Genomic DNA, 10,145 nt, shown 5'->3' with positions numbered 1-10,145 from the left:
CAAAAGCCGTAAAATAAACATCGATCCGCAAACGGTCGGCCAACCGTATATCGGTGCCCCTTTAATGTTCAGGGGCCTTGAAGCCTTTCGCAGTGTTTGCGCAAAAAAAACCACGGTTGCACAGCGTATCCCGGATCAGGCTCGTATCTGGAAAGAGGAAGGGCGTTCTGGCTTCCAGCCTCATATCAGAAAGCGAATGCCGTCTGATAAGAAGGCCGAGTATATGGCGCGTCGTCGTGACTTGGCGGGTGGTGGATTTTTACCGAAGCAGATCTTGCGGCATTTTACGATTGGTCAACAAGCAGCTCTTGCCGTCATATCTCAAGAGGTTGGCAAGAACGGTGCTTGTACCCTCGTAATCGAAAAAATCGCCGCACTGGCTGGCGTTTGTCATGCCACAGTGCGAAGAGCCGTTGCACGTGCTAAATCTTCCGAGTTCGGCTTATTGACGGTCGAGTACAGGGAACGACGCGGTAAGCCTAGCCTTTCCAACGTTATCCGTATCGTTTCATCGACATGGCTAGATTGGATCAAGAGGCGCTTTAGCGTCGAAAAGATTGCCAATAAGGTTCATAAAAGCGCGTCCCTTATGCGACGGACCCTTTTTTTGACCAAGGCTGATCAAAAATGTAACCCCACGCCATATACCAATAATATAAAAGGAAGTCGGCTAGACGCCGACTACTCTATTTCCAAAAAAACAAGGGATACGAACGAACCATATCATCCGATATGTCGTGAATGATAATACCGTCGCAATGGCTTTAGAAAAAAAAAGCCTGACGAACGTTGCGGCCAGTTGCAATTGCCGAGCTGGAATTATCCGAAAAGGAATTCCACTGGCGATTTGCCGACTCCAGCAGCAATCACGGCCACCGTATCAACCGTGAAATTCGTTTTTTGATGCATGATTTTGCCGTAAGTGACTTCCGCAATATTGAGATACTTTGCGAATGTCACTTGAGGTATGCCGCGACTTTCCCGCGCTTTTTCAAGCTGCTTCGATAATCGAAGCCGCAATGCGGCAGCATCGAGTTTCCGCGCCCAGTCCGGCGCAGTTTCTTCGCCGTAAAGAAGATCGGCTATCGTGATCCCAAGAGTTTGCGCGATATGATCCAACGTCCGCAAAGTGACGTTGTTCTCTCTGCGATGCGTCTTGATATAAGTTCCGTACGAGAAACGTTCATCAGGTGCGCCAGAACGGATCAGTATCACAAATTCTTTGTGCGTTAGTTTCCGTCTTATTCGTTCTGTTTCTAACCTGAAGGCTACATTCTCACGCAGCTTATTCGGAACGCTCCCCGTTTCGTTTTTTTTCATCAAAAAATGGCTTTTCACTGAACAGACTCGCCTTGCGGCAATACTCTTTCATATTTTCACAGACCATATTAGAATGGTATCGGTTTTCAAATATGGGAGTTTGCCTTGTTTAAAAAACTCGTTCTGGCGGGAGCGGTTGCGTCCGCGTCCTGCCCGTCTCTTCCGTCCGTGACTTATGCTAGTGAGTGGGGTTGTCAGGTTCTCCTTTGCCTGTCCGGCGATTGGCAAGGTACACCTTCTTGCCATCCGCCAATTGAAAAACTAATTGCCGCGATGAAACGCCCCGGATTCTCATGGCCAACTTGCCCCCAAGCCAACTCTGGAGCCCCGAAATATCAGCGCTACGAAGATTGCGCATCTGGTTTCACAGCAACAGCTACCATTACGGATCGGGACACTAACACAAAGGCGTTATGTGTCGCAAAGGTTCCGTATACAGGGAAGAATAGTAAAACTGTGGCGGCGCTTGGCATTGAAAATGGTATGCTGACAACTCCCACGGGAAAAACTGTAGCAGTTTCCCGTGAAAATATTATGTCCGGCAGTCATGGCGACCGCATAAATTCAATCGAATACAGTTATCACAAGGAACTTAAAAGGAACCCTTGGTATATCGAATATACAGATGCTAATGGACAGCGTCAGATTACTTGGTTTAACATTAACCAATAGACTTTAGTATAATTATTACTATTTGTTACTAATAGTTAAGGAGAAACTATGCTCTCAATCAACAGATTCCAGATAACAGGTAATATAGGGTCTATTGCACCGTTTGAGAAATCCCTGAAAATCAATGTCGCGACAAATCGTCATTGGACACAGGAAAATTCCGAGCTGAAGGAAGCGACCGATTGGGTGCAGATAACCGTTCTGGACGAACGACAGATTGCTTATTTAAAAGAGAACGCGAAACAAGGCGATGTAATTCAGGCCGAAGGGCGCATTGCCAATAACAGCTATCAAAGAAATGGCGAGACCGTTTATACAACAGATCTCATTGCTTCCCTGGTTAACCTGTTTGGTGACAAATGACGGCTTCTGTTTCCTTTATTGCCGGATTGGTCATTGGCGCGTTAGTTGGAGGAACCGGCGTCTATTTTATCGCGCCCTCGTCATTGGATCAGACAACCGCCTCATCACTGAAACAACCAACACAAGAAGAAGCTAACGCAGCCTTTCTTAAACTCAAAGGTAAGGGTTGGTCGCTGAAGCTCGGCACTTGCGAGAAAAACACGGGTGCGCCTGGTGTAATTTGTTCCGTTGATTATACCAATGCCCTCATTAACAAAACGCGGCAAGGAACGGTCGGATTTTCTGAAACACCGTCTGGCTGGATGGCTGTTCATTACTTCTAATATCAAATCGGCCCGGTAAGATTCGAGACCCTACCGGCCCGACTGCCAGCCGTGTCGACTACCCTCAATGACCCCGGCACGGCTGGCAACAGATCCAAATCAACAGGAAGACAGATGCGTATAGGCGAGTTCGTTATCGCTGCCGGATTGGTATTGCTTACAATCCCGACTTCGCCCGTTCGTGCAGGAGAACGAATTTCAGGGATGGTTGTCGATGTGATCGACGGCGACACGTTGAAAATCGTTCGTGATGGTAGAAGAATTCGGCTGACTGGCGTTGATGCGTGCGAAGTCAGCCAGAAGGCAAAATCACCACTCGGTCAGACAATTGATTGTGGCACCGATCCCAAAGTGAAAGGTAATGCTGGAATCGTTAAAGCAAATTTCTGCATATTTGTCCCTTTCCTTATAAGTCTGTATTCTGCAATTGTTTAAATAATGTCAGAATACACGGCTGACCGTATTATAGATGCCAAACAATATCTTATCCATAATCACATGAAAGTGGTTAGCGAACCAAACTATTCCAACTAATACTAATGCTGATAATACCATACCCAAAAATCGATTATGTTCACTTAATTCCCAAACCATTTGAGCCGGTACTTTGGTGTAAGGCATTGTCAAGATGATAACCGAAAATATTCCGATTATCAGAATACTAAGAGAGACCATGAGACGGAGAAAATCTTTCACCAGATCAACCTTTCCTTGGTTTCAGTAGGCACAGATTATTTTTGCGGCACGCAATACGCATTGTCGTTTGTCATCAGGACAACGCCGCCTTTGGGTTCGATTAAAGCGCCGACCCATGCGCTTGAATAGGTGTAAGAACCGTCAACCGCTGTCAGCCACAGCACACGGTTATCGTTTAGCTCAACTTTCACCTCACCCTGCAATGGGCTGTTTGCGATACGCTGCTGATAATGTCGCTTAATCCGCACTGGCTGACCGTCGAATTCGAACCTATTGTTTTCGTAATCGACAATGAACGATCCCGTTCTGGCTTCCGTCTTGCAAGATCCATCACGCTCACAAGTGATCCGAGCAGTCGTTTCGCATTTCCACTTATAGCCAGCAGTCCACATTGGGTTTGAACTGCCTGCTACTTTATCTTGCGCGCCAGCGGCGGTTGCAACAAACGCCATGATAGCCGTGCAGATTATTGTTCTCATAATAATGCCCTGTTCTCTTGATGGATCATGTCTCACTTGTCCCGGAATCTGGTTTCTCTTCCGAAATGTAGAGAAGCGGTTCTTTGCCACGGAAAAAGCCCGCCGACAGGCTTGTGTAATAATGGGCTAACGTCACAGCCGCCGCTCGCAGAGCAGCGTCAGCACCCCGCTCCTTGGCTAATGTCGCTAATGCGTCGAAATATGCGTCGTTAAGTGCTTGTGTCGCCATGCAATAACATTATAGCATTGCCAAGCTTTCGACAAATGACCTTTTGGTCCTCAGCAACTTTTTTGTCTCCAGCAGTCCGGTTTTTCCGGTGATGCCAATACTGGTCTTTTTTGGGAAGGAGGTTTTCAGTGCGAAAATCGATTATCTTCAAGGCGGGGGGAAGTGCACCAGTGGACTAGCGATTCAATGCGCAACGTTCAGTCATTTTTCTCCATAGCCGATCAAACAATAAAAACCCCGTTTACAGCAAAATCTAGCCTGACGCGCACAGCTTACAAGGCGTCGATTATCCGCAAGCGGAACGTCAATTTTCCCCGGCCCTAAGGGCCTTCCTCGCGACCGCTACGCTGCAAAATTGACTTAATCGAACCTTGCAAGCCGCGCTTTTCCGTCAGGCCGACCGATTTGCACGGCGGGGATTTTCCCGACGGCGAAGGAGAAAGAAAATGGCTAAACTCGGTTATGTAAATCGCAAGTCCAACGGAACCTTCGTGGGACGCCTTCAGACGCTAACGCTCGACGTCGAAATCATGCTCGTTCCCATCGACAAGACCAGCACAGATGCACCGGACTACCGCGTCGTCTCTGGATTAGCCGAAGTTGGCGCCGCTTGGACCAAAAGAAGCAAAGCGACGGGCAGTGACTACATCTCGATAAGCATCGACACCCCCGAACTACCCCGCCGCATCAACGCCACGCTCGGACGAGCGCCGGGGAGCGAAGATCCAGACACTTTCAGCATCATCTGGAACCGCCCGAAGGCCCATTAAGACAAAGCCCGCCCAGGTGGCGGGCTTTTTCCTTATCGTAGCAAGAGCTCCTACAGAAAACCCGTGCTCGTTTCCAATTTCGGCCATCACGCGAGGCCGCCAACAAATCCGCTTACTTCCTTCAGGCGCACCATCGACATTCTCATATGGCCCCTGCAAGCCTTCGCCTTGCAGCGGGCCATACGCTCGATTTCATCGAGGTACTTTTGCGAAAGATCAACTCTATCACCTTCAGGCGAATAAAGTTTCACTTCGCAAATCATCGTTCGGCTTGTGTATGTCACGCGCCGGCATTGCCGGCACACCATTTCAAGCCGTTGGTCTTCGGCAAGATCCTCGACTTTCAGGGTTGTTTTCCAGTTTCCCATCACCAAAAGTCCTCGGCGCTCGGAATGCGCGTGTAAGATATTTTCCCGCCAACATGGCCACCAGCTGGCGGTTTCCATTCACCCATACTCACAACCGTGCCCGAATACCGCGCATTCAGCGCGTCAACCGCGCTATTTGCGCGTTCCCACTTCTGGCGCAGTTCATCGTCATTATCCAATAGATCAATCTGCCGTTCATCCGCTGACGACAGATCATAAAGGGTTACTCCCACCCGAAATATCGTCAAACCCCTTGGATATTCTCGCCGGATTCTCGCCCATAAGGCTCGCAGGCCCGCGAGAATAGCCTGATCATCGTTGACGACTGACAGACTATGTTTGCCAAACCACGAGCCGTCGCGGATCGATAGCCACAGCCATAAGCCGCCTGCATAGAAGTTTTCGCGCCGTAACCGGCGCGCTGCCTTCGTCAGTAGCAGGCGGGAAATCTCATAAGCGCCGTCTATTGTTCGGGCTTCAGGCGGGAGAACCCGCCCGTGCCCGAACATGCCGCGCTGTTGATCGGGCGCTTGTATGTCGTAACCGTGCAAGGCGTACCAAAGTCGCTCACCGTTCACACTATTCCATATTTTACGCATCCGCTTTGGTTCTAATGCGTAAAGCTGCGGCGTTGAAAAAACGCCGTTTCGGTAAAGCCGTTTAGCCATGCCAGACCCCACGCCCGGTATATCTTCCAGTTCAACCCGCAAAAGGGGATCAGGCATCAAGGATGGCCACCAGATCGCAAGCCCGTTTCCGTAAGAACCGAAACGCTTGCTTTCTTCCTTGCCAGCCTTACAGGCAATTTTTGCCAGCTGCCGATTTGCTGCAAATCCGATAGAGCAGGTAATGTAAGGACCAATATTCTCTAAAAGCCGCCGCTTGATTTCAGCCGCTAGTGCTGCCGGTTCTCGCTTGGCTTTTTCGTCAAGAACGCATGTCAGTTCGTCAATCGACTTGGCAGTATCAATAGCGATAACTGTTTCAATTTCGCACAAAAGCGCATTATGTGCCCGCCTATAAAGGTCCGGTTCTTGAGGAACCAAGATAAGGTCCGGACAAACACGCAGCGCATCTTTAATGGGCATGACATTTTTGACGCCTTGAGCTTTTGCCTCACGGGAACATGCAATAACCGCCGTTCGATTTGTACCAGCAAATGGGACGACGCCTATAGGACGCCCCCTTAAACTACGATTTTGCTGTTGGTGAACGCTTGCAAAAAACCCATCAAAATCAAGGTATAAGCGTTCTATTGTGTCTGGCAGGCGCATCGAATTCTCCAACGTCAAGGCACAACAAATCCCATCCCGCGTTCTCAAACCGCGCAGGCAAACACTTCTGGCCTTGGGATAATGTTCCTATTATGTTCCGTTTTAGGTCGGAGTCAATGCATTGGATTGATTTCATGCTTCATTTGGGCATCTGTCGCTAAAGCGCCAGCCCGCATTCTATCGCCGGTTAACCGGCGACCGAGCCAATAACGGCCCGAATTCAGGCTTTGCTATGCGTTCTGCCCGTCTCCTACGGAGCCATACAGTACGCGAGCGCGCCGCGATCCCGCGCCTACTGTCTCGGCCCATTCGGGTCACGACCACGGAAGCACAGTTTCGTCTCTGTAAGGAATACTCAGTTATGATCATTAGAATCCAGCGCGCCGGATTGCAGCCCGTTTCCCACAGCCTACGGCCTCACTACAGCGCGATTGATGCGCGTTCTGGCCTTCGGCTGCGATACTCCGTAATACCCTGAAGGGTGGAAAACGGGCGAAGAAATAAAGCGCCGCCGCTTAGGCGGCTCATTTCTCTGTCAGCGAGGGGAAAGGGAGCGCGGCCCCCTCTCCCCCACAAGCCGAAAATTGGCATCCCCCATCCTTCGCTCGCTTCGCGTTCTGCAGGACGACCAGGTGCGAGAACCGCTACACGGATATTCGCTCTTGGTCGCGCCTTCGGCGTGGGTGGTCCCCCCTGCCAATTTTCCGCTTGTCCCCCTCTCTTCCGCTGATCTTGCCCGTGCGCGGGAGCAGGAGCAGGGCTCCTGCCCCATTCGGGACAGAAGGCCGCTTCGCGGAAAAAGGAGAAAACCATGTCTGACACTGTTAAAATCGCCCTCAACAAGCTGGACGCGGACCCGAACAATGTCCGCAAAACCTATTTCAAAGACAGCATCGACGAGCTTGCGGCCAGCCTTCGCGCCGAAGGATTCCAGCCGCTGCAAAATCTTGTCGTTCGTAAAGGTGACAAGAAAGGCCGGTTCTATGTGACCGCAGGTGAGCGCCGCCGTCGCGCCCTTGCACAGCTAGCGGAAAAAGGGGAAATCGAAGCCGATTTTGCCGTAAACTGCATGGTGAAAGATGCCGACGATGCAGCCGCCGTGTCACTTGCTGAAAACATCATGCGCGAGGACATGCACCCCGCAGATGCCTTTGAAGCATTCAAGGCTTTGGCCGATAAAGGAAAATCAGTTGCCGAGATAGCAGCGCGTTTTGGTACGACTGAAAACACCGTGACCCGCCGCCTTGCTCTGGCGCGTGTCGCACCGGAATTGATCGACCTGTACCGCAAAGATGAAATCAGCACCGATCACCTAAAGGCTTTCTCGATCACAGACGATCATGCGCGACAGGTGGAAGTCTGGAACAGCCTCAATCAATATGACCGGCATCCGAACTCAATTCGTCGTCGTCTGACAGAGACAGAAATTGCCTTATCCGCCAAAACCATGAGATTCATAGGAGTAGAAGCTTATGAACAGGCAGGCGGTATAGTTCGCCGTGATCTATTTTCCGACAATGGCGGATATGCCACCGATGCGGCGTTAGTAGACCGCCTTGTTATGGCGAAATTAGACCAGATTGCAGAGCCGATTAGGGCAGAAGGCTGGAAATGGGTTGAGTGTTTCAGCGAACAGCCGTCCGGCTTTTATAATACCCCGCGCATCTATCCCGATACGATCCCTTTGAGCGAGGAAGCGCAGGCGCGTCTTGATCAGCTTTGCACCGAATATGATTCTCTGGCTGAACTTATTGAGCATGGAGCCGCAGACGATGACGCCGAAGAAAAAATAGAGGTAATTGAAGCTGAAATTGAAAGCATCAAAGCCACGACAGAAGGATATGCCCCCGACGCTATTGCAAGGGCCGGTGTTTCTATCTGGCTTGACTATAGTGGTGACGTTTCGATCTATCGCGGCTTATTGCGCAACGAGGATGTGACGGCCAAGCCAAGCGGAACCACCAAGGACAGCGCCACAGAAACCGAGAAGGCACCACATTCCGCAGCGCTCTTGCAGTCCCTAACCGCACATAAGACCGCAGCGCTACAGATTGAAATGATGCACAATTCCGAAATCGCCCTTGTCGCCGTGGTGCATTCGCTGTTGCTATCAGCTTTCTATTCAAGCGCGAGTAGCCAATCCTGCCTGCAAATCACCGTGACAAAAGAATATCTAGAACCTTCTTTTGCGACGGGCGAAGAATGCCGCGCTCTTGAGCACGTGGAACAACAAATTGAACGCATGGGCGATCATCTGCCCGGCAATCCCGCCGATCTTTGGGATTGGCTCATGACACAGAATCAGAGCAACTTGCTCGATCTTATGGCCTTCGCCGCCGCTCGTTCGATCAATGTTGTCAAGAAGCCCCATGACTCTTACCGCGATGCATCGCGGCAGCATGGCAATCAGCTTGCTTGTGCCCTCAAAATGGATATGGCCGAATGGTTCAAGCCAACCGCCGCCAACTATTTCGGTCGGGTTAGTCGCAAGGTCATTGAGGACGCTGTTGCCGAAGTAAAGGGAACAGATGTCGCCGCTAAGGTTGGCGCTATGAAAAAAGCCGAAGCCGCAGCATATGCCGAAGCTCAGCTTGCCGAAAGCCAATGGCTACCGGAACCTGTACGTATTCAGGCGGCGGTTGAAGCCGATGAGGACGAAGTTTCCGCAGCGGCGTAAATGCCGCCAGCCGGTCGCGTTCATTCTCCGGCGCGACCGGCTATCTTCCAACCCTGCAATCCCGAAAAAATATGTGTATATTCCTTGATACGTGTGGTATGAATTTACCGACACCAAAAGCGTAGAACCCCCATTATTTCATTGCTTTTCGTGTATATCCCCTATAAGATATACGTATAGACGAAACGGGATATACAAAGGCAAAATCCCATGACCCTTTACATACGTGATCAGTCCGTCGATGACCTTGCCATCAAGGTCGCGAAGCTCGGAAAAGCACCAAACAAAACCGAGGCCGTACGCCGCGCTCTGCTTAATGAGATTTCCCGTCTGGAGCAGGCCGAGCCGCTTGAGCAACGCGTGAAGAAAATTCAGGACGAGTTCAAACAGCTTGCAGGCCCCACACGGACGCCCTTCGATATGAAGGCGTTCCGGGATTCACTCTATGAGGATGACTAATGTATATCGATGCATCCGCAATCGTGGCAATCATCATTGACGAGCAAGACGCCGCGCACCTTCTGACCAAGCTGAAACAGAGCGCCAAGCCTATTTACTATTCGCCCGTGACGTTTTTCGAGGCAAGCGTGAGTATCGCCCGACAGTATGCAAATGATACGGTAGGACCCCAAGCTCCAATTGCACCGGAGCATATTCAGAACGCACAGCGATTAGTGGAACAACTTCTGAAAACCCTAAATGCCCGCGAGGTGACAGTTGCCGCGAAGACCGGACGAATTGCGGTCGAAACGGCGGCTACTTATGGAAAAGTTGTTGCTCACCCGGCGCGGCTCAATATGGGCGATTGCTTTGTCTATGCCTGTACGAAGGAACTCCGCATCCCGCTCCTATGCAAAGGAAATGACTTTCCGCAGACCGATATTGAATTAGCTTGATGGTTCTGTCGCAAAGTTTTTGGAAGGATATAAGCGGCCTTATTTCTGGACGCAATTATGCTGCGAGCTTTGCAAAGA

At 50.6% G+C, this 10,145-nt stretch carries 12 protein-coding genes and 1 pseudogene; 9 read left to right on the top strand and 4 right to left on the bottom strand.

The window, feature by feature from the left end:
- A pseudogene (locus FHY56_RS17845) lies at nucleotides 1-745 on the top strand (hypothetical protein); the annotation flags it as partial.
- 74 nt (nucleotides 746-819) lie between these two features.
- Here the strand turns inward: FHY56_RS17845 and FHY56_RS17445 are convergent.
- Entirely contained in the window at nucleotides 820-1,338 is a 519-nt protein-coding gene (locus FHY56_RS17445) for a helix-turn-helix domain-containing protein (protein ID WP_140906394.1), read from the bottom strand.
- 87 nt (nucleotides 1,339-1,425) lie between these two features.
- On the opposite strand from FHY56_RS17445, the gene FHY56_RS17440 reads away from it, so the two are divergent.
- The 4 genes from FHY56_RS17440 (at nucleotide 1,426) to FHY56_RS17425 (ending at nucleotide 3,113) form a co-directional block, all read left to right on the top strand.
- On the top strand, nucleotides 1,426-1,992 hold the full coding sequence (locus FHY56_RS17440) for a hypothetical protein (protein WP_140906393.1): 567 nt from the start codon (nucleotides 1,426-1,428) through the stop codon (nucleotides 1,990-1,992).
- A gap of 48 nt (nucleotides 1,993-2,040) precedes the next feature.
- Entirely contained in the window at nucleotides 2,041-2,355 is a 315-nt protein-coding gene (locus FHY56_RS17435; protein WP_140906392.1) for a single-stranded DNA-binding protein, read from the top strand.
- Complete coding sequence (locus FHY56_RS17430; protein WP_140906391.1) at nucleotides 2,352-2,678, top strand: hypothetical protein; 327 nt, start codon at nucleotides 2,352-2,354, stop codon at nucleotides 2,676-2,678. The genes FHY56_RS17435 and FHY56_RS17430 overlap by 4 nt, the downstream gene beginning before the upstream one ends.
- A 114-nt stretch (nucleotides 2,679-2,792) precedes the next feature.
- Entirely contained in the window at nucleotides 2,793-3,113 is a 321-nt protein-coding gene (locus FHY56_RS17425) for a thermonuclease family protein (protein WP_140906390.1), read from the top strand.
- 296 nt (nucleotides 3,114-3,409) lie between these two features.
- Here FHY56_RS17425 and FHY56_RS17420 read toward each other — a convergent pair whose 3' ends face one another.
- Nucleotides 3,410-3,943 carry a hypothetical protein gene (locus tag FHY56_RS17420; RefSeq protein WP_235889542.1) on the bottom strand — a complete coding sequence of 178 codons (534 nt, stop codon included), beginning with the start codon at nucleotides 3,941-3,943 and terminating at the stop codon, nucleotides 3,410-3,412.
- 585 nt (nucleotides 3,944-4,528) lie between these two features.
- On the opposite strand from FHY56_RS17420, the gene FHY56_RS17415 reads away from it, so the two are divergent.
- Nucleotides 4,529-4,852: a DUF736 domain-containing protein gene (locus FHY56_RS17415; RefSeq protein WP_140906389.1), complete on the top strand. Its 324-nt coding sequence runs from the start codon at nucleotides 4,529-4,531 to the stop codon at nucleotides 4,850-4,852.
- Nucleotides 4,853-4,938: 86 nt separating this feature from the next.
- Here FHY56_RS17415 and FHY56_RS17410 read toward each other — a convergent pair whose 3' ends face one another.
- Together FHY56_RS17410 and FHY56_RS17405 are read right to left on the bottom strand one after the other, a co-directional pair.
- A complete protein-coding gene (locus FHY56_RS17410; protein ID WP_140906388.1) occupies nucleotides 4,939-5,220 on the bottom strand; it encodes a hypothetical protein in 282 nt (93 codons plus the stop codon).
- A complete protein-coding gene (locus tag FHY56_RS17405; protein ID WP_140906387.1) occupies nucleotides 5,220-6,494 on the bottom strand; it encodes a Y-family DNA polymerase in 1,275 nt (424 codons plus the stop codon). The genes FHY56_RS17410 and FHY56_RS17405 overlap by 1 nt, the downstream gene beginning before the upstream one ends.
- 811 nt (nucleotides 6,495-7,305) lie before the next feature.
- Here FHY56_RS17405 and FHY56_RS17400 point away from each other — a divergent pair.
- The 3 genes from FHY56_RS17400 to FHY56_RS17390 all read left to right on the top strand — a co-directional run bounded on the left by FHY56_RS17400 (nucleotide 7,306) and on the right by FHY56_RS17390 (nucleotide 10,067).
- Nucleotides 7,306-9,171, top strand: coding sequence for a ParB/RepB/Spo0J family partition protein (locus tag FHY56_RS17400; protein ID WP_140906386.1), 1,866 nt, complete (start codon nucleotides 7,306-7,308; stop codon nucleotides 9,169-9,171).
- A 210-nt stretch (nucleotides 9,172-9,381) separates the two neighbouring features.
- Nucleotides 9,382-9,630 (top strand): type II toxin-antitoxin system VapB family antitoxin, encoded by a 249-nt coding sequence (locus FHY56_RS17395; protein ID WP_140906385.1) that lies wholly within the window; start codon nucleotides 9,382-9,384, stop codon nucleotides 9,628-9,630.
- Nucleotides 9,630-10,067, top strand: coding sequence for a type II toxin-antitoxin system VapC family toxin (locus FHY56_RS17390; protein ID WP_140906384.1), 438 nt, complete (start codon nucleotides 9,630-9,632; stop codon nucleotides 10,065-10,067). The genes FHY56_RS17395 and FHY56_RS17390 overlap by 1 nt, the downstream gene beginning before the upstream one ends.
- Nucleotides 10,068-10,145 lie beyond the last annotated feature (78 nt).

The sequence above is a fragment of the Brucella gallinifaecis genome (assembly GCF_006476605.1).
Classification (GTDB): domain Bacteria; phylum Pseudomonadota; class Alphaproteobacteria; order Rhizobiales; family Rhizobiaceae; genus Brucella; species Brucella gallinifaecis.
Note: the sequence above shows the minus strand (reverse complement) of the source record. Positions and strands in the feature narration are given on the sequence as shown.

Coding starts and splice junctions, on each gene's coding strand:
- FHY56_RS17430 (WP_140906391.1), top strand. CDS start 2,352: ATGACGGCTTCTGTTTCCTTTATTGCCGGATTGGTCATTGGCGCGTTA.
- FHY56_RS17390 (WP_140906384.1), top strand. CDS start 9,630: ATGTATATCGATGCATCCGCAATCGTGGCAATCATCATTGACGAGCAA.
- FHY56_RS17435 (WP_140906392.1), top strand. CDS start 2,041: ATGCTCTCAATCAACAGATTCCAGATAACAGGTAATATAGGGTCTATT.
- FHY56_RS17405 (WP_140906387.1), bottom strand. CDS start 6,494: ATGCGCCTGCCAGACACAATAGAACGCTTATACCTTGATTTTGATGGG.
- FHY56_RS17410 (WP_140906388.1), bottom strand. CDS start 5,220: ATGGGAAACTGGAAAACAACCCTGAAAGTCGAGGATCTTGCCGAAGAC.
- FHY56_RS17415 (WP_140906389.1), top strand. CDS start 4,529: ATGGCTAAACTCGGTTATGTAAATCGCAAGTCCAACGGAACCTTCGTG.
- FHY56_RS17400 (WP_140906386.1), top strand. CDS start 7,306: ATGTCTGACACTGTTAAAATCGCCCTCAACAAGCTGGACGCGGACCCG.
- FHY56_RS17395 (WP_140906385.1), top strand. CDS start 9,382: ATGACCCTTTACATACGTGATCAGTCCGTCGATGACCTTGCCATCAAG.
- FHY56_RS17425 (WP_140906390.1), top strand. CDS start 2,793: ATGCGTATAGGCGAGTTCGTTATCGCTGCCGGATTGGTATTGCTTACA.